Genomic DNA, 17,958 nt, shown 5'->3' on the forward strand with positions numbered 1-17,958 from the left:
CCCCGCCCTCTGGCCCCGCCCCATGGCGGGGCTTTTTCGTGCCTGGGACTCCCCTCATGACGACGGCCGCCCGCCGTTAGCCTGCGCCCAACCGCCAGGCTTCTTCGTTTCTCTACCCTCCCCCAGAACGACGTCGGCCCCGCACAGGGCGGGGCCGACGTTCTTGTTGTTGTGGTCGCGACTGGCTAGCGCGACCCGTCCAGCGTTGTTGTTGGTGTCATGAGCGGCCGGTGATGTTGTCGACGATCTTCAGCGTCGGCTCGGCCTGGTTGAGGGTGTAGAAGTGCAGTCCCGGGGCGCCGCCGTCGAGCAGGCGCTGGGCCAGGCGCGAGATCACCTCTTCGCCGAAGTCGGCGATGGCGGCGCTGTCATCACCGTACGCCTCGAGCTGCTTGCGAATCCAGCGCGGGATCTCAGCACCGCAGGCGTCGGAGAAGCGCGCCAGCTTGGAGTAGTTGGTGATTGGCATGATGCCGGGGATGATCGGTGCTTCCACGCCAAGCTGGCGGGCCCGCTCGACGAAGTGGAAGTAGGCGTCGGCGGTGAAGAAGTACTGGGTGATCGCCAGATTGGCACCGGCATTCATCTTGCGGGCAAAGTTCTGCAGATCCGACTCGAAGCTCGCCGCCTGGGGGTGAGACTCCGGGTAGGCCGCCACCGCAATCTCGAAGTGATCGCCGGTCTCCTCGCGGATGAACTCCACCAGCTCATTGGCGTAGCGCAGCTCGCCGATGCCGCCCATGCCGGAAGGCAGGTCACCGCGCAGGGCCACCAGGCTGTTGATGCCCTGGGCCTTGTAGTCGGTCAGCAGCTCGCGCAGCTGGGCCTTCTCGCTGCCGACGCAGGACAGGTGCGGCGCGGTGGTGATGCCGCACTCGCGCACCGCATTGACGGTGGCAAGGGTGCGATTCTGGGTGGAACCGCCGGCACCGTAGGTGACGGAAAAGAACCGCGGGTTGCGCTCGGCCAAGAGGTCCCGGTTGCGCATCAGCTTCTCCCGCCCGGCGTCGGTATTCGGGGGGAAGAATTCGAAGCTGATGCCCAGCGGGTGCTCTTGTGCGCTCATCTCGGGGTCCTCGTGAAGCGTGTCGGGCTACCGCAAATCGGCGGCCGTAAAGGTGATGGGTGCCATTGTGACGACTCGGCCTCACCCCGACCAATGAAAGTTTCGCGGGTAAACTTCAATTCTCTTCATATAAGAAAGGGGAGACTCATAACCATGTGTTCTAAAAAATGACCTCGGCAGCCGGCCCGGGCTGACACCGGCGCGCCCAGACGGCATGATACGGGGCCTGGCACCCAAGGATGATGAACATGGCCGTCGACCCGACCTCGCTGATGGGCCCCCTGTGGACCCTGCTCGCCTTTGTCGCCCTCGGCGTCCTGTCCGCCAGGCGGCTCAAGGTCGACCCTCGTCCCATCGCCACCCTGCTGATCTACCTGATCGCTCCGCTGACCTTCTTCCGCGCGCTGGTACTGGGCGGTCCGACGCCGGTCTACCTCGCCCTGACCGCTGCCCTGTTCGTGATCGCAAGCCTGGTGGCCGTGCTCATCAATCGGCTGGGCAAGCGCTGGCTGGGGGATGAGGAAGGCTCGGTGCTGGCGTTTTCTGCCGGTACCGGCAACACCGGCTACTTTGGTCTGCCGGTGGCGCTGGTGTTGCTGCCCCCCTCCGGCGTCACCCTGTACCTGTTCTGTGCACTCGGCGTCACCCTTTACGAGTTCACCGTCGGCTTCTATCTAAGCGCCCGCGGCCGCTTTACGGTGCGTGACAGCCTGCTCAAGATCGCCAGGCTGCCGCTGATCTACGCCTTTCTGGCGGCGCTGCTGGTGGAAGGAGTCGGCATGACGGTGCCAGCGGCGGTGACCGATGCCATGTCGGTGTTTCCGGCAACCTACACCCTGCTCGGCATGATGATCATCGGCATGACCCTGGGTCGTGTTTCCGTGCGCTCGCTGGATGGGCGCTTTATCGGCGCCTGCGTGGCGGTGCGTTATGCCCTGTGGCCACTGCTGATGCTGGGTGCCGTCCTGTTGCTCAAGGCCACCACCGGGCTGTCACAGGACATGGCGTTGGCGCTGCTGTTGATCGGGGTGGTGCCCATGGCCGCCAACGTGGTGGTAGTGGCCATGGAACTCGGCATCGCGCCCGAGAAGGGCGCCCTGGCGGTGTTGATCACCACCCTGGCCGCGCCGCTGGTGATTCCGCTGTACCTGAGCGGGATGCTTGGACTGGTGCAGTGAAGCTGAAAGGCGAAAGTCGCTAGCGCCGAGAGTGACTAGCGGGGAAACACGGGCGCTACCAATACCGCCTTGCCGGAAGGCCGCGATCTCAGACGCTCCACGTAGGCTCGGACATTTGGCGCCGCCTCCATCAGCGAGGAGGCGGGCGGCGTGGCCTCCAGATAGTCGAGCATCGGCGCCGCCAGGGCATCGGCCAGGGTGAAGCCATCACCGACGAGAAAGTCTCTCCCCGCCAACTGGTGTTCCAGGATGGCCAGTATCCGTGCCACCTCCGGGGCCGCCTCGCGAACCCGGTCTTCCCTCACCTCGCCATTGGGCCCCTTGGGAAAGACCAGTTCCAGCAGGTAGCGCCGCACGATGGCCTGGTCGGCCTGGGTGGCCAGCGCAGCACACCACTGATCCACCTGAGCCCGCGTCCAGTCACCCCTGGGTAGCAGGTCGGGCCCATCGAAGGCGCTCTCCAGGTAGCGGCAGATGGCAACGCTCTCGTACAGGCGCCGTTCGCCGTGAATCAGCACGGGAATCTTGTCGAAGGGATTGAGCGCCTTGAACTCCGGTGAATGCAGCTCGACCCGACGTCCTTCGACCTCCATCCCGACACTGTGCTCAATGCCCTTCTCATGACACACCAGCATCACGCTGCGCACGAAGTTCGAGAACGCGGGACCCACGATATGTACGCTTGCCATGCCAACCTCCTGGTTACCAGACGATAAACCGCCGGCCCTTGCCGATATATACGCCGACGTGTGCGCGAGTCGTGCTCGCTCGTCTTGCAGCATGGCCGCTGGCAGCATGAGTTCAACAACTTATTTTTACGCCGCAGACGACGCCACATGGCAGGCACGGTCAATGACCCGCGGCTGAAGAAGAAATTGCGGGTGGCCAGCAGAACGCTGGCGAAGGCCAGCGCCCCGCCCGTTAGACAAATCGAAGTGGTGAAGGAAGGCTCGAAAGCGCTCCTCAGGCCCCCGCCAGGGCGCCCTCGGGGCAGGCGCGGGGCATCGAAGGCTCGGCCTCGATCACCTGCCCTTCCCAGTCGATCAGCGCCAGGCTGCCGTCGGGGCGCTCGATCAGCGCCGTGCAATGCTCCACCCAGTCACCGTCGTTGCAGTAGAGCACGCCGTCCTGGGCACGAAATCCGGCCTTGTGGATATGCCCGCCGACGTAGCCATCGAGTCCTTCCCGGGCCGCCTGGTGGATGGCCGCCTGCTCGAACTGTTCGACATAGCGCTGGGCCGCGCCGATGCGCCCCTTGACCGCCGCCGCCAGCGACCAGTAGGGCAGGCCCAGCAGGCTGCGCGCCTTGTTGCACCAGCGATTGAGCGACAGCACAAACTGATGCATGCCATCACCCAGCGCCATCAGCCAGGGGGCCAGGCGCACATGGGTATCGAACTCGTCGCCGTGGCTGACCAGCAGACGTCGACCATCGGCGGTCTCGTGGATCGCCCGGCGCTCGATGCGCACCCTGTGCATACGGATGCCACACAGCTGACGCAAGGCAGCGTCGTGGTTGCCGGGGATGTAGATGATCTCGCATCCGCCCTTGGCCAGGCGCAACAGTCGCCCCACCAGACGCTGCTGCTCCGCCGGCAGCGACGCCCGACGGTGCATGGCGATAAGGTCGATCACATCCCCTACCAGATACAGGCGCTCCGGGCGCACGCGGCGCAGCAGCCGCGACAGCAAGGCGGCCTGGCAATCCCGGGTGCCGAGGTGAAGATCGGAAATGAACAGGGTACGAGCGGTCAGTGATGTGGCCATGGGCAGTCTCCTGTGACGCCCACCCAGCCTGTCCTGTCCCGGTGACACTGCCGTGGCGCGACCATGACGAAACGATGACCGGTGCCGTCCCCTGCCCCGCTATTCCCCGCGCTCGCCCCAGGCTGACTACCCAGCCCTGATTCCCCACCCTGCACCGCCCTGACCAAGGCACGCAGGGCAGGCACAGCCCTCTTTCCGGAAAGCCTGGGCCTGGAGTGAACCTGGTGCGTCAACGTGGTCGAGCGCAGGCACTCTTGATAGGCCAAGCCTCAGTAACGATAGTGGTCTGGCTTGTATGGCCCCTCCACCGGCACTCCGACGTACTCCGACTGGGCCTCGGTCAGCTGGGTGATCACGCCGCCAAAGCCCTCCACCATGTAGCGTGCCACCTCCTCGTCGAGATGGCGTGGCAGCACCGTGACATCGATCATGCCGTCGCGCTCGTCGGGGCCCAGCTCGGCAAAACGCCGGGCATACAGATGCATCTGCGCCAGCACCTGATTGGCGAAGGAGCCATCCATCACCCGCGAGGGGTGGCCGGTGGCGTTGCCCAGGTTGACCAGACGCCCCTCGGCCAGCAGGTAGATCACATTGCGGCTGTCGGGATCGTACGTCTGCCCCGGCCCGGCGTCGCGGTAGATCTTGTGCACCTGGGGCTTGACCTCCTCCCAGAGCCATTGCTTGCGCATGAAGGCGGTATCGATCTCGCTGTCGAAGTGGCCGATATTGCAGACCACCGCGCCATTCTTGAGAGCGCCCAGCATGGCGGCGTCACAGGCGCCGATATTGCCGGTGCAGGTCACCACCAGGTCGGTCTTGCCGAGCAGTTCGAGATCGAGACTGTCGACGCCACGATTGACACCGCCGCGATAGGGAGAAACCACCTCGAAGCCATCCATGCAGGCCTGCATGGCACAGATCGGGTCGATCTCGGCGACCCGCACGATCATGCCTTCCTGGCGCAGCGAGGCCGCCGACCCCTTGCCCACGTCCCCATAGCCCATCACCAATGCCTGCTTGCCCGCCAGCAGGTGATCGAGCCCACGCTTGATGGCGTCATTCAAACTGTGACGGCAGCCATACTTGTTGTCATTCTTCGACTTGGTGACGGCGTCGTTGACGTTGATGGCCGGCACTTTCAAGGTGCCTGCCCTGAGCATCTCGAGCAGTCGATGGACACCGGTGGTGGTCTCTTCACTGATGCCGTGGATGGCGTCAAGCTTGTCCGGATGTCGCTCGTGCAACAGCAGCGTCAGGTCTCCGCCATCATCCAGCACCAGATTGGGGGTCCAGCCGTCGGCGCCATCCACCGTCTGCTCGATACACCACCAGAACTCGTCCTCGCTCTCGCCCTTCCAGGCAAATACCGGGATGCCTGCTGCGGCGATGGCCGCGGCGGCGTGGTCCTGGGTGGAAAAGATATTGCAGGACGACCAGCGTACGCTCGCACCAAGGTCGACCAGGGTCTCGATCAGCACCGCGGTCTGAATCGTCATATGGATACAGCCAGCGATACGTGCGCCCTTCAGCGGCTGGACCTCACGGTACCGGGCCCTGAGGGACATCAAGGCCGGCATCTCGCTTTCGGCGATGCGAATCTCGCGGCGCCCCCAGTCGGCCAGGCCGATATCGGCGACCCGGTAGTCACCCTGACGCTGAGCCCACTGCGCCCTTTGCGAAGCCTCGGTCGGAGTCATGCTCGCCTCCTGCTGGTTATCCAGCCTTCACTATAGGAGTCACCATGGCGGACTCGCCAACCAGGGCGCTGCGCAGATCTCTAGCCGGGCGCCAGCATCACTTTTCAGTCGAGTCGCTGAGGGGGAAGCTGGTGCGCGGTGTGAGAGACTAGCTGGAGAGCGGTTCGAAGGGCTATGCGAAGGGCTATGCGAATGGCCATGCGAAGGGCTAGCTGAGCCCGGCGTGGCAATCGAACGTGTCGCGTCATCGTCGAAGGCCCCGACGAAGCCAGCAATACCGGCGTCGGCCAGTTGCCGCGCCAGGGCGTCGACCTCGGGATGCGATAGAAACGCGCGCCAGCGCCTGGCGCCGACATCACCGACGCCGGGGCGGTGGCGCCAGCCGGCTGCGTCCAACGCAGACAGCGTGCGCCAGGAGTCGTGCTCGGAGATACCCCCGGCCGAGGGCGCTCCCAGGGCGCTTAGCCACCGCGGGAAGCCGCGATGGCTGGTCTCGGAGAAGGCAACACCAAGACGCTCTGCGGTGACCTTGCCGATGCCGCTTGCCTGGGCCAGTCGCTCTGGCGACAGTTCCCGCCAGTCCAGCAACCCCGCCACCAGGCCAGCGTCCACCAGCGCCTTCCAGGTGCCTTCCCCGACGCCGTCGAGATCCAGCGCCGATGAATCACTGAGCCAGGCCAGGCGAGCCAGAAACTGCTGCCGGCAGCCCGGGGTCGGGTGCCAGCAACTCAGCAGGTGAAAGTCCGATTCCGCGGGAACCTCGAGGTCAAGCCTCTCGGCTGCGCGCCAGGCCACCCCCTTAAGCTGAGGGATGATCAGCCCGGCCAACTCGATGATCACCTGATCGCCGGGCCGCAGATCCCACTCACGCCAGCGTGACAGGCTCCCCAGGCTGACCTGGCTCAGCCTGCGTCCATCCACCTCCACCGGCACAAGCCGGGCCACCGGGGTGATGCGACCGCTGCGACCAATGCGGAACGCTATGTCGGCTACCTCCGCCAGGGCCTCTCGCGGTGGATACTTCCAGGCCAGTGCCCAGTGCGGCGGCTCGGCCTGCCAGGTCACACCGTCGGGCCTGCGCCCACGCCGTAGTACCACGCCATCGGTGGCGAAGGGCAGCGGCGAGCGATACCAGCGCTCGCGCCAGGCGGCGGCGTCCTCCTGGGATTCAACAGGGTGGGTGTATCGCGATATTTGACCCAGGCCCAGGCGCTCGAGCCCTGACAGTCGCTCCTCGAGCGCCCGCGGCCCCATCGGCCAGGACCAGACGAACAGACCGATACGCTGGCCCAGCGCAGGGGACAACTCATCGCGGGCAAGCCAGCCGGCCACATGGGAGCGTGCCCCTGCCCCGCCATCCCGCTGCTGGACATGATCTTCAAGGCGCTCATACAGCTCCCCCTGAAACACCAGACCATCGCCGTCGGCAAGCGACTGCCAATCACCTGCCAGGCGCTGGGGAATCGACGGGATGACCGCGGCATGGCGTGTCCAGTCCTGGCCGGTCCGCCCGTCCCCACGACTGTACACGCCCGCCAGGCGGCCTTCGTGATAGACAAGGCTGACCGCCACGCCATCTACCTTGGGCTGAATCCAGACATCGGTAGCGCGGTCGGCCGGTGCCGCAGGCGGCGAGCCTGGACCTTCAGTCACCAGCCAACGCTGCACCTCGGCAGCGTCCTGCGCCTTGCGCAGCCCAGTATGCGCCACAGGATGGCGCTGCCAGGGGATGGCACTATCCGCTGTCGGCGCGGAAGCCCTATCCTTGAAGTCCGCCACCTCGAGCTCGGGAAAACAGCGCTGGAGTTCGCGCCACCGACGTTCGGTCTGGTCGAACACATCATCGCTGACCGGCGAGCTGCCGTCCTTTCGGTAGGCCTGCTCCCACTGCCGCAGGTGGCTGGTCAACTCGGTGATGCGACTGGACGCCGTGCTCGCCGTCCAGTCAGGACAGCTGGCGTTGGCCCACGACGGCAGGACCAGCGACACCACGAACAGCAGGCATCGCCAGCTGGCTGAGGAATGGAGAGACGAGAGGGTGGTGCTTTTCTGACGAGATACGAAACTCTGACAAGAGACGAGACGCCCGGCCATCTGGCCCTCCTTGGTCACGACCGAAGGTCACCATCGCAGACCACGACCTGACATGACGGCCGAACGCCTCGGCCGAACGCCTCGACCGATCGGCACGTTCGAACGGCGTGATCAGACGGCATACCTGAACGGCGCGGCTGTACGGAGAGCCCGTATGCTGAGGTGCTACTGGCGACGCTTTCTCAGATGGCGATCGGTACGTCGTACCGACCACCATGTCAGCACCAGCAACGGCGAGGTGATGGCGACGCCGAGCAGCACCTGTTGACCGATGCTCATAATCGAATATCTCCCAAGGGTTCGCTCTCGAACATCGTTGCATCATGCCCCAGGCACGAAAGGCGCTGCGTCGACAGCACAAAGGCGGGCACGCTCAGTGCAATGACGATGACGGCGGTCAAGAGTCCCTGGTGCTGAAGCAGAATCATCATGATGGCGGCGGCAGTCACCAGAAACGTTGCCAGTGCGGCGGTAGCCTCCAGCGCCAGCTTGGTCATGAATAGCTCACGATACTGGAGATAATCATCGTCACCTTCCGGCGATACCACGTCATGGGAGTATCGCCCTCCAGCCTCAGTGGTCCCGTCATCGCCAGCCCCCTTGCGCGACGGCGACTCCTTGCGCCAGAGTTCCTGCTGTGACGCCAGCCTGGTTCGCGAGCAGGGCGGGTCCGCGTGAAGACGCTGAAAGTGCCCCTGATGATGGCGCTGATAGAAGTGATAGTGGTGCCTTGCTTCGCCCATCTTCTGATCCCCCTGTCGTTGCTACCGTCTTGGCGCAGCGCTCATGTCCCTGATCCTGTCTCACCCGCACATCGGCTCTTCTTCGTGCCGCCCGGGGCACCAGCCAGTATTCCTGTCACGGGCGCTATGGCCTCTTTCCATCGTGCCGACCACACCATCGTGCCGGCCACACTTCAATCGTGGCCAAGACATGTGCTTCCACGAACCGCCTTCTGTCCAGCGCCCCTAATGCCAAGGACATGGATATATACCGACGTCCAACTCACACAGGCCATATATGCCTGTCGCCGAAAGCGCCTCTTTCCTGACATCTTTCAGGCGGCTCGCCGGCGTTTTTTATCGCTAATCATTCTCACGTTCTGGCCGCCTTCCAACCGCTTTCTAACCGTTTTTCCGGCGACGTGGGCGTCACTTTCCCGTGCAGGCCACTTGGCCGCCGATGGTTTCTCGAACAGCGGTTTCTCGACAGTGGTTTCTCGACAACGATCTGGCGATGGACAACGACACATCGAACCTTTGACTACCGAGAACCAACGACCATCACTGGCTGCCTGACAGATGATGACGCGCTGATGCGATACCGCGCTGCCGACTAAGCGGCATCTGCATCCTGTCTCCATCTAATATTAGCCGTGAGCCAAAGGCTTCTCCGCCCGCATGCGCGGATATGAAAAGGAATGAGATGATGTCGCCGTTTGACGCATAACCCGGCGACAAAGAGGTAGGCAAAGACGCACAATTACCACCAGGTCACCAGAAGACTTGCGACCGCTCTGCCAACGTCTCTTCGCACATTCGCGGCCCCCCCGCCGCCACAATGCGACAAGGCCCGCCTGGCGAACCAGGCGGGCCTTGTCATGTCGGCAGGCGCGGACACCGTGCCGATACTGCCGGATGAGGGCTCAGATACCGGCGGCGGCGCGCAGAGCGTCGGCCCGGTCGACCTTCTCCCACGGGAAGGCGGTAAAAGTCTCGGTGTGGATCTCGCCTTCGGTATCGGTCCAGCTATAGCTGGTCTCGAAGGGCTCACGGCCAAAGTGACCGTAGGCTGCGGTCAGCTGATACATGGGATGCAGCAGATCCAGCATGCGAGTAATGGCATTGGGGCGCAGGTCGAAGTGATCGCGCACCAGCTCGACGATACGTTCGTCATCGATACGACCGGTGCCGAAGGTGTTGATCGACACCGAGGTCGGCTCGGCGACACCGATGGCGTAGGACACCTGGATCTCGCAACGCTCGGCCAGTCCCGCCGCTACCACGTTCTTGGCCACGTAGCGGCCGGCGTAGGCGGCGCTGCGGTCGACCTTGGACGGGTCCTTGCCGGAGAAGGCGCCACCACCATGTCGCGCCATGCCGCCGTAGGTGTCGACGATGATCTTGCGCCCGGTCAGGCCACAGTCACCCACCGGGCCGCCGATGACGAACTTGCCGGTCGGGTTGATGTGATAACGCGTGCTGTCGGACAGCCACTCCGCCGGCAGTACCTGCTCGATGATCTCGCGCTGGACCATCTGGCGCAGCTGCTCCTGGTCGATGTCCGGATCATGCTGGGTGGACAGCACCACGGCATCGACCGCGCAGGGCTTGCCGGCATCGTCGTAACGGAAGGTCAGCTGGCTCTTGGCATCGGGACGCAGCCAGGGCAGCAGGCCACGCTTACGCAGCTCGGCCTGGCGCTCCACCAGCCGATGGCTGTAGTGGATCGGCGCCGGCATGTAAGAGTCGGTTTCGTTGGTGGCATAGCCGAACATCAGGCCCTGATCACCGGCGCCCTGATCCTCGGGCTTTTCGCGATCGACGCCCTGGGCGATTTCGACGCTTTGCTTGCCGATCAGGTTGAGCACCCCGCAGGTCTCGCCGTCGAAACCGACGTCGGAGGAGGTATAGCCGATATCCATGATCACCTTGCGCACCAGCTCCTCGAGATCCACCCAGGCGGAGGTGGTGATCTCGCCGGCCACGATGGCGACACCGGTCTTGACCAGGGTCTCGCAGGCCACACGGGCATTCTTGTCCCGCGCGATCAGGGCATCGAGCACGGCATCGGAAATCTGATCGGCAATCTTGTCCGGGTGTCCTTCGGACACGGACTCGGAGGTAAACAGGGAGTATTCGCTCATGGCGTCCTCGACCCTCTGTAGGATAATCGGCAGGCGGGCCTGGCAAGATGGAAACGGGAGCGACCGTGATCGACGATCGCACTATGCAGATTCCGCGTGGACCTGGCGGGACGAAATTCTACACGCTCGACCGTCCGGTTCCTAGCGACAGGCCGGGCCATGGCAGACCCTGCCAGGCATGGATCAAGTCCCCGGCATTTGATGGATCTGTCATTTCCGGCGACAATATGTCCCCGATCGATCCGCGCCGCCCCTCCCGCCCTCGTTGTCCACAGGCACGACAGGCGGCGCCTATCCTTGACGCCGCTGCGCCGCCCCCACCGGGCAGGCCAACGTCAGATTGCCACTTTGCCCCAGGCGAGGAGCCCTCAATGCCGTCCCGTTTCGAACTGGCCAACGCCATTCGCGCCCTTTCCATGGATGCCGTCCAGAAGGCCAACTCCGGCCACCCCGGAGCCCCGATGGGTATGGCCGATATCGCCGAGGTGCTGTGGAACGACTACCTCGTTCACAACCCTGACGATCCCAAGTGGGCCGATCGCGACCGTTTCGTGCTGTCCAACGGCCACGGCTCCATGCTGCTGTACTCCCTGCTGCACCTGTCAGGCTACGACCTGGGTCTGGAAGAACTGCAGAACTTCCGCCAGCTCCACGCAAAGACCGCTGGTCACCCCGAGTACGGCTACGCTCCCGGCGTCGAGACCACCACCGGCCCCCTCGGCCAGGGCCTGGCCAACGCCGTCGGCATGGCCATGGCAGAGCGCACCCTGGCGGGTCAGTTCAACCGCCCGGGCCACGAGATCGTCGACCACTACACCTACTGCTTCCTCGGCGACGGCTGCCTGATGGAAGGCATCTCCCATGAGGTCGCCTCGCTTGCCGGCACCCACCAGCTCGGCAAGCTGATCGCCTTCTACGATGACAACGGCATCTCCATCGACGGCGAGGTCGAAGGCTGGTTCACCGACGATACCGCCAAGCGCTTCGAAGCCTACGGCTGGCACGTGGTACCGGCGGTGGACGGGCACAAGCCCGAGGAGATCAAGGCCGCCATCGAGATGGCCCGCACCCAGCAGGATCGCCCGACCCTGATCATCTGCAAGACCGTCATCGGCTTCGGCGCCCCCAACAAGCAGGGCAAGGAAGAATGCCACGGCGCGGCACTCGGCGAAGAGGAAGTCGCAGCGGCGCGCAAGCAACTCGACTGGCCCCACGCGCCCTTCCATATCCCCGAGGATATCTACCAGGGCTGGGACGCCTGCGAGCGTGGCCAGAAGCACCAGGCCGACTGGCAGGCTCGCTTCGAGCGCTACCAGCAGGAGCACCCGGAGCTGGCCCGCGAATTCCTGCGTCGCCAGAAGGGTGAATTGCCGAGCGAGCTCAACAGCGAAGCGCTGGTCGAGGCCGCCCAGGAGAAGGGCGAGTCCGTGGCCTCACGCAAGGCCTCGCTGAACTGCCTCAACGAGCTCGGCCCGCAACTGCCGGAGCTGCTGGGTGGCAGCGCCGACCTGGCGCCTTCCAACCTGACCTTCTGGAAGGGTGCCGAGGCCATCAGCGCCGAAGCAGCAGGCGGCAACTACCTGCACTACGGGGTCCGCGAGTTCGGCATGGGCGCCATCATGAACGGCATCGCCCTGCACGGCGGCTTCGTGCCCTACGGCGCCACCTTCCTGATCTTCATGGAGTACATGCGCAACGCCGTGCGCATGGCGGCGCTGATGAACCAGCGTGCGATCTTCGTCTACACCCATGACTCCATCGGTCTGGGCGAGGACGGTCCGACCCACCAGCCGATCGAGCAGCTGACCAGCCTGCGCACCACCCCGAACCTGTGCACCTGGCGCCCCTGCGACGCGGTCGAGACTGCTGCTGCCTGGGCCCACGCGGTCAAGCGCAGCGCCGGCCCCACCGCGCTGGTGCTGTCCCGTCAGGGCCTGCCCCACCAGCAGCGCAGCAAGAGCCAGCTGGCCAACATCCAGCGCGGTGGCTACGTACTCAAGGACAGCGAAGGTACCCCTGAGCTGATCCTAATCGCCACCGGCTCCGAGGTGACCCTGGCCATGCAGGCCGCCGAAGCCCTGGAAGCAGAAGGCAAACAGGTGCGCGTGGTATCGATGCCGGCCACCGACGTCTTCGACAGCCAGGACGCCGACTACCGTGAGTCCGTACTGCCGCGCAGTGTTCGCGCTCGCCTGGCCATCGAGGCCGGCCATCGCGACTACTGGAGCAAGTACGTGGGCCTCGACGGTGACACCATCGGCATGTCCAGCTTCGGCGAGTCGGCTCCGGCGGGCGACCTGTTCAAGCACTTCGGCTTCACCGTGGACAACCTGGTGGAACGCGCCAAGACCCTGCTGGGTTAAGTCCAGCGCGGACCGGCACGCCCGGCCTGTTGCGACCGAAAGCGTGACCAGCAGAAACGAGCAGGGGCACGGCTTACGCCGTGCCCCTGCTGTATCTAGCGACCTTGATGGTCGGCCTAGGCGGCCTGATCCTCTATCCTGCGCGGTTGTTGAGGCAGGCTTGGATCAGGCGATGGTGACATCCGGCGCCAGATAGACGTCCTGAATGGCGTTGAGCAGGCTTACCCCGTCGCGCATCGGCTTCTGGAAGGCCTTGCGACCGGAGATCAGGCCCATGCCACCGGCCCGCTTGTTGATCACCGCGGTACGCACCGCCTGGGTCAGATCGCCTTCTCCGGTGGAGGCACCGCCGGAGTTGATCAGCCCGGCACGCCCCATGTAGGCGTTGGCCACCTGATAGCGGGCCAGATCGATCGGGTGATCGCTGGTCAACTCGCTGTAGACCTTCTCGTGGGTGTTGCCGAAGCCGATGGTACGATAGCCATCGTTGTTCTCGGGCAGCTTCTGCTTGACGATGTCCGCCTTGAGCGTCGCCGCCAGGTGGACCGCCTGACTGGTGAGGTCGGAGGCCACATGATAGTCGGTGCCCTCATGCTTGAAGGCCGGGTTACGCAGATAGGCCCACAGCACCGTCACCATGCCCAACTCGTGGGCGCGCTCGAAGGCCGCGCTGATCTCTTCGATCTGGCGACGGCTCTCGGGGGAACCGAAGTAGATGGTCGCACCCACGGCGACGCACCCCATGTCGAAGGCCTGGTCGACCTCGGCGAACAGGGTCTGATCGTAGATCGCCGGATAGGTCAGCGTCTCGTTGTGGTTCAACTTGAGCATCATCGGGATGCGGTGGGCATAGCGGCGCGCCACCGACGACAGGCCACCCAGGGTAGAAGCCACGGCGTTGCAGCCGCCCTCGATCGCCAGCTCCACAATGTTGGCCGGATCGAAGTAGATCGGGTTGGGCGCGAAAGAGGCGCCAGCGGAGTGTTCGATCCCCTGATCCACCGGCAGGATGCTGAGGTAACCGGTGCCGCCCAGGCGGCCATGGTTGAACATCGACTGCATGCTGCGCAGCACCGCTGGCGATCGGTCGGAGTCCATCATCACCCGGTCGACGAAGTCCGATCCCGGCAGGTGGAGTTGCTCCTTGGCGATACCGCGACATTCATGAGTCAAAAGGTCCTCTGCCTCGGCACCCAGCCAGCTGGCAATATCACTCATCATCAATCTCCCTGTCATGCCCGACCCAGTCGGGCGGTAGGCGAATAGTCAGTCTACACAGGGTAGCGGATGACGCGCTGCAACGAGAGCCCCTGCTGACCAAGGCACCATGAGTCGGCACAATGGCTCAATTCCCCTGGCCCCGGCCAGTGACAATGACCCAAGAGGATTGCAATGTCCGTGTTACGAGGCTTTTTATGGCTTTCGCTGCTGTGGCTGGTCGGCGACCTGGTGGTCAGCCTGGGTGAACTGCCGCTGTCCCCCGGCGTCGTCGGACTGATGCTATTGACTGGTGTCTTCGTACTACGAGGCCGCATGCACGAAGACGTGGCAGCGGCGGCACAGCCGCTGATCATGCTGCTGGCGATGCTGATCATGCCCGGCGTGGTCGGGGTGTTCTGGGTGCTCGACCAGATCTCGGGGCACTGGCTCGCCGTGGGGCTGGCGCTGACCCTGGGCACCCTGTTGAGCGTTGCCAGCACCCTGTGGCTGATGCGCCGCCTGCTGCCGGCGACGCCCTCCGAGGCGACCACCACCGCCCAAGGAAAGACCTCATGAACCTCGCCGTGGTCGATCACCTCGATACCCCGATGCTGGCCATCGCCCTGTCCATCGGCGCCTACTTGGCCGGCATGGCGCTGTTTCGGCGGCTCGGCTCTCCCGGCTGGTGCCCGCCGGTACTGCTGGCCTCGTTGCTGCTCGCCGCGACGCTCAAGGCGGCCGGCATCGCCTACGTCGACTATCGCCAGGGCGCCCAGTGGCTGATGCTGTTGCTGGGCCCGGCCACGGTGGCCCTGGCGGTACCGCTCTACCAGCAGATGCACCACATACGCGCGCTGTGGAGGCCGCTGCTGGTCTGCCTGCCGGTGTCGACGGTGCTGGCCGCCTGCTATGCGTTGCTGATCGCCTGGGCACTGGGGGCGCCGCCGGAACTGCTGGCCTCGCTGGCACCCAAATCGGTGACCGCTCCCATCGCCATGGGCATCACCGAGCGCCTGGGCGGCTCCGTGCCGATCCTGATGGGGGGATTGTTGATCACCGGCGTCGCGGCCACCGCCTGCGTCAGCCTGTTCGGCCGGCTCTTGAAGATCACCGATCAGCGCCTGCTGGGGCTGGCGCTGGGCATCAACGGCCACGCCATCGGTACCGTACGCGCCTTCGAGCTGGGCCCCACCGCCGGTGCCTTCGCTTCTCTCGGCATGACGCTGACCGGGGTGTTGACGGCACTGATGATGCCGCTGGCCTGGCGCCTGGCCGGCATGCTCGGCTGAACCGATTCAGCTTTATTTTTATGCTACCTGCGCGGTTTTATGCCCAGTGTGACGCCGCTGGAGCCGCGACGCGCGGGGCGATTTGAGATAGACTTTCGCGCCTGTGTCCATCCCTCCGTGGAGAGTATCGAGCCCCATGGCCCAGCGTATTGCCATCAATGGCTACGGCCGCATCGGCCAGTGCGTCCTGCGAGCCCTCATCGAACGCAACGACCCCAGCTTCGAGGTGGTGGCGATCAATGAGCTCTCGGGACTCGATACCATTACCTACCTGACTCGCTACGACACCACCCACGGACGCTTCCCCGGCCGGGTGGAAAGCCGCGACGGCCATCTGATCATCAACGGGCATGCGATCCGGGTGCTGTCCGAAGATGACCCTGACCGCCTGCCCTGGCGGTCACTCGGCATCGACCTGGTGCTGGAGTGCTCCGGCAGCTTCAAGGATCGCGCCACCGCCGAGCGCCATCTCGCGGCAGGAGCCGGCCGGCTGTTGTTCTCCCAGCCGGCAGAAAGCGACGTCGACGCCACCATCGTCAGCGGCATCAATGACGACGACCTGACGCCCGACGTCCGGGTGGTCTCGGCAGCGTCCTGCACCACCAACTGCCTGGTGCCGATCCTGACCGTGCTCGACGAGGCGCTGGGCATCGAGCACGGTGTGACCACGACCATTCACTCGGCCATGAACGACCAGCCGGTGATCGATGCCTACCACCAGACCGATCTGCGCCTGACCCGCTCGGCGATGCAATCCATCGTGCCGGTGGACACCGGCCTGGCCCGAGGCATCAATCGCCTGATGCCGCACCTGGCGGAGCGCTTCGAGTGCCTCCATGTACGGGTGCCGACGATCAACGTCTCGGCCATGGACATGTCCATCTGCGTCAAGCGCGATACCTCGGCCAGCGAGGTCAACCGACTGCTGCGCGAGGCCAGCGAGTCACGGCTTCCTGACCTGCTGGGGTATACCGAGGAGCCCATGGCGTCCATCGACTTCAACCACGATCCCCGCTCCGGTATCGTAGACGCCACTCAGACGCGGGTGGCCGGTGGCCGCCTGCTCAAGCTGCTTTGCTGGTTCGACAACGAATGGGGCTTCGCCAACCGCATGCTGGACGTGGCCGGGCGCCTCGCCAGCCTTCCCCGGGTTCCCGAGCGATGACACTTCCACTGACCAGCCGTTGCCATTCGCTGTCTCCCTCAGACTTTCCAGACGAGGATCTGCCGACATGAACGTGCGCAAGATGACCGATCTCGACCTCAAGGGTCAGCGGGTACTGATTCGCGAAGACCTCAACGTACCTGTCAAACACGGCCAGGTGACCAGCGATGCCCGTCTGCGCGCCAGCTTGCCGACCATCAAGGCAGCTCGCGACGCAGGTGCCAAGGTGCTGCTGATGAGCCACCTGGGCCGCCCCACCGAAGGAGAGCCCGCCGACGAGTTCACCCTGGCACCGGTGGCGGCCTACCTCGGTGACCTGCTGGACTGCCCCGTGCGCCTGGTGACCGACTATCTCGAGCAGGAACCGAGCCTGGAAGACGGCGACGTGGTACTGCTCGAGAACGTGCGCTTCAACCAGGGCGAGAAGAAGGACGACGAAGCCCTGGCCAAGCGCTACGCCGAGCTGTGTGACGTCTTTGTGATGGACGCCTTCGGTACCGCCCACCGTGCCCAGGCCTCAACCCACGGGGTGGCCCGCTTCGCACCGACCGCCTGCGCGGGCCCCTTGCTGGCCGCCGAACTCGATGCCCTGGAAAAGGCGCTGGCGACTCCCAGGCGCCCGATGACCGCCATCGTCGGCGGCTCCAAGGTCTCGACCAAGCTCGAGGTGCTCAACGCCCTGTCCGAGAAGTGCGACCAGCTGATCGTCGGCGGCGGTATCGCCAACACCTTCATCGCCGCGGCGGGTCACAACGTCGGCAAGTCGCTTTACGAGGCCGACCTGGTGGACAAGGCCAAGGCGCTGATGGCCAGGGTCGAGATTCCGCTGCCCACCGATGTGGTCGTGGCCACCGAGTTCTCCGACTCCGCCGAAGCCGTCACCAAGCCGGTGGACCAGGTCGCCGACAACGAAATGATCCTCGACATCGGCCCGGATACCGCCGCCCGCCTGGGCGACATGCTCAAGAGCGCCGGCACCATCCTGTGGAACGGCCCCGTCGGGGTGTTCGAGATCGACCAGTTCGGTGGCGGCACCGAGGCCCTGTCCAAGGCCATCGCCGAAAGCGACGGCTTCTCCATCGCCGGCGGCGGTGACACCCTGGCAGCCATCGACAAGTACGGCATCGCCGAGCAGGTGTCCTACATCTCCACCGGAGGCGGCGCCTTCCTCGAGTACGTCGAGGGCAAGGAACTGCCGGCGGTCAGCGCCCTCGAGGCGGCCGCTCGCTGAGGTTTGCCGAAAAAGCAGCGGCGCTCGCCGGTGCTTTCTACC

General features: G+C 64.8%; 14 protein-coding genes. 6 read left to right on the top strand and 8 right to left on the bottom strand.

The features are described 5' to 3' along the window. Window positions 1–217: 217 nt before the first annotated feature. Complete coding sequence (metF, locus tag KUV74_RS08815; protein WP_222516151.1) at window positions 218–1,066, bottom strand: methylenetetrahydrofolate reductase [NAD(P)H]; 849 nt, start codon at window positions 1,064–1,066, stop codon at window positions 218–220. Between the two features lie 248 nt (window positions 1,067–1,314). On the opposite strand from metF, the gene KUV74_RS08820 reads away from it, so the two are divergent. Further along, the gene (locus KUV74_RS08820) at window positions 1,315–2,244 is read left to right on the top strand and encodes an AEC family transporter (RefSeq protein ID WP_108131759.1); all 930 of its coding nucleotides are present in this window, start codon (window positions 1,315–1,317) and stop codon (window positions 2,242–2,244) included. A 35-nt stretch (window positions 2,245–2,279) separates the two neighbouring features. Here the strand turns inward: KUV74_RS08820 and KUV74_RS08825 are convergent, their stop codons facing one another. The 6 genes from KUV74_RS08825 to metK all read right to left on the bottom strand — a co-directional run bounded on the left by KUV74_RS08825 (window position 2,280) and on the right by metK (window position 10,668). Further along, on the bottom strand, window positions 2,280–2,933 hold the full coding sequence (locus KUV74_RS08825; RefSeq protein WP_222516152.1) for a glutathione S-transferase family protein: 654 nt from the start codon (window positions 2,931–2,933) through the stop codon (window positions 2,280–2,282). A 274-nt stretch (window positions 2,934–3,207) separates the two neighbouring features. Continuing rightward, complete coding sequence (locus KUV74_RS08830; protein WP_045992239.1) at window positions 3,208–4,011, bottom strand: UDP-2,3-diacylglucosamine diphosphatase; 804 nt, start codon at window positions 4,009–4,011, stop codon at window positions 3,208–3,210. A 269-nt stretch (window positions 4,012–4,280) separates the two neighbouring features. After that, complete coding sequence (ahcY, locus tag KUV74_RS08835) at window positions 4,281–5,708, bottom strand: adenosylhomocysteinase (RefSeq protein ID WP_222516153.1); 1,428 nt, start codon at window positions 5,706–5,708, stop codon at window positions 4,281–4,283. A gap of 39 nt (window positions 5,709–5,747) precedes the next feature. Further along, the gene (gene ligB, locus KUV74_RS08840; RefSeq protein WP_222516154.1) at window positions 5,748–7,802 is read right to left on the bottom strand and encodes an NAD-dependent DNA ligase LigB; all 2,055 of its coding nucleotides are present in this window, start codon (window positions 7,800–7,802) and stop codon (window positions 5,748–5,750) included. A 275-nt stretch (window positions 7,803–8,077) separates the two neighbouring features. After that, entirely contained in the window at window positions 8,078–8,545 is a 468-nt protein-coding gene (locus tag KUV74_RS08845) for a hypothetical protein (protein ID WP_222516155.1), read from the bottom strand. A gap of 902 nt (window positions 8,546–9,447) precedes the next feature. Beyond that, on the bottom strand, window positions 9,448–10,668 hold the full coding sequence (metK, locus tag KUV74_RS08850; protein WP_045992242.1) for a methionine adenosyltransferase: 1,221 nt from the start codon (window positions 10,666–10,668) through the stop codon (window positions 9,448–9,450). Between the two features lie 371 nt (window positions 10,669–11,039). On the opposite strand from metK, the gene tkt reads away from it, so the two are divergent. Further along, window positions 11,040–13,031 (top strand): transketolase, encoded by a 1,992-nt coding sequence (gene tkt, locus KUV74_RS08855; protein ID WP_222516156.1) that lies wholly within the window; start codon window positions 11,040–11,042, stop codon window positions 13,029–13,031. Between the two features lie 165 nt (window positions 13,032–13,196). Here the strand turns inward: tkt and KUV74_RS08860 are convergent, their stop codons facing one another. Beyond that, window positions 13,197–14,249, bottom strand: a complete 1,053-nt coding sequence (locus KUV74_RS08860) for a class I fructose-bisphosphate aldolase (RefSeq protein ID WP_222516157.1) — start codon at window positions 14,247–14,249, stop codon at window positions 13,197–13,199. Window positions 14,250–14,423: 174 nt separating this feature from the next. Here KUV74_RS08860 and KUV74_RS08865 point away from each other — a divergent pair, with 174 nt between their 5' ends. From KUV74_RS08865 to KUV74_RS08880, 4 genes are all read left to right on the top strand, one after another. Continuing rightward, on the top strand, window positions 14,424–14,807 hold the full coding sequence (locus KUV74_RS08865; protein ID WP_045992245.1) for a CidA/LrgA family protein: 384 nt from the start codon (window positions 14,424–14,426) through the stop codon (window positions 14,805–14,807). Beyond that, window positions 14,804–15,520 carry an LrgB family protein gene (locus KUV74_RS08870; protein WP_045992246.1) on the top strand — a complete coding sequence of 239 codons (717 nt, stop codon included), beginning with the start codon at window positions 14,804–14,806 and terminating at the stop codon, window positions 15,518–15,520. Before KUV74_RS08865 ends, KUV74_RS08870 begins: the two co-directional genes overlap by 4 nt. A 136-nt stretch (window positions 15,521–15,656) precedes the next feature. Further along, window positions 15,657–16,685, top strand: coding sequence for a type I glyceraldehyde-3-phosphate dehydrogenase (locus KUV74_RS08875; protein ID WP_222516158.1), 1,029 nt, complete (start codon window positions 15,657–15,659; stop codon window positions 16,683–16,685). A 67-nt stretch (window positions 16,686–16,752) separates the two neighbouring features. After that, window positions 16,753–17,916, top strand: coding sequence for a phosphoglycerate kinase (locus KUV74_RS08880; RefSeq protein ID WP_045992248.1), 1,164 nt, complete (start codon window positions 16,753–16,755; stop codon window positions 17,914–17,916). Window positions 17,917–17,958 lie beyond the last annotated feature (42 nt).

The organism is Halomonas sp. DP1Y21-3 (assembly GCF_019801245.1).
In the GTDB taxonomy this organism is placed as follows: domain Bacteria; phylum Pseudomonadota; class Gammaproteobacteria; order Pseudomonadales; family Halomonadaceae; genus Halomonas; species Halomonas litopenaei.

Bases quoted from the DNA above. Each gene is read 5' to 3' on its own strand.
- metF (WP_222516151.1), bottom strand. From the start codon at position 1,066: ATGAGCGCACAAGAGCACCCGCTGGGCATCAGCTTCGAATTCTTCCCC.
- KUV74_RS08820 (WP_108131759.1), top strand. From the start codon at position 1,315: ATGGCCGTCGACCCGACCTCGCTGATGGGCCCCCTGTGGACCCTGCTC.
- KUV74_RS08825 (WP_222516152.1), bottom strand. From the start codon at position 2,933: ATGGCAAGCGTACATATCGTGGGTCCCGCGTTCTCGAACTTCGTGCGC.
- KUV74_RS08830 (WP_045992239.1), bottom strand. From the start codon at position 4,011: ATGGCCACATCACTGACCGCTCGTACCCTGTTCATTTCCGATCTTCAC.
- ahcY (WP_222516153.1), bottom strand. From the start codon at position 5,708: ATGACTCCGACCGAGGCTTCGCAAAGGGCGCAGTGGGCTCAGCGTCAG.
- ligB (WP_222516154.1), bottom strand. From the start codon at position 7,802: ATGGCCGGGCGTCTCGTCTCTTGTCAGAGTTTCGTATCTCGTCAGAAA.
- KUV74_RS08845 (WP_222516155.1), bottom strand. From the start codon at position 8,545: ATGGGCGAAGCAAGGCACCACTATCACTTCTATCAGCGCCATCATCAG.
- metK (WP_045992242.1), bottom strand. From the start codon at position 10,668: ATGAGCGAATACTCCCTGTTTACCTCCGAGTCCGTGTCCGAAGGACAC.
- tkt (WP_222516156.1), top strand. From the start codon at position 11,040: ATGCCGTCCCGTTTCGAACTGGCCAACGCCATTCGCGCCCTTTCCATG.
- KUV74_RS08860 (WP_222516157.1), bottom strand. From the start codon at position 14,249: ATGAGTGATATTGCCAGCTGGCTGGGTGCCGAGGCAGAGGACCTTTTG.
- KUV74_RS08865 (WP_045992245.1), top strand. From the start codon at position 14,424: ATGTCCGTGTTACGAGGCTTTTTATGGCTTTCGCTGCTGTGGCTGGTC.
- KUV74_RS08870 (WP_045992246.1), top strand. From the start codon at position 14,804: ATGAACCTCGCCGTGGTCGATCACCTCGATACCCCGATGCTGGCCATC.
- KUV74_RS08875 (WP_222516158.1), top strand. From the start codon at position 15,657: ATGGCCCAGCGTATTGCCATCAATGGCTACGGCCGCATCGGCCAGTGC.
- KUV74_RS08880 (WP_045992248.1), top strand. From the start codon at position 16,753: ATGAACGTGCGCAAGATGACCGATCTCGACCTCAAGGGTCAGCGGGTA.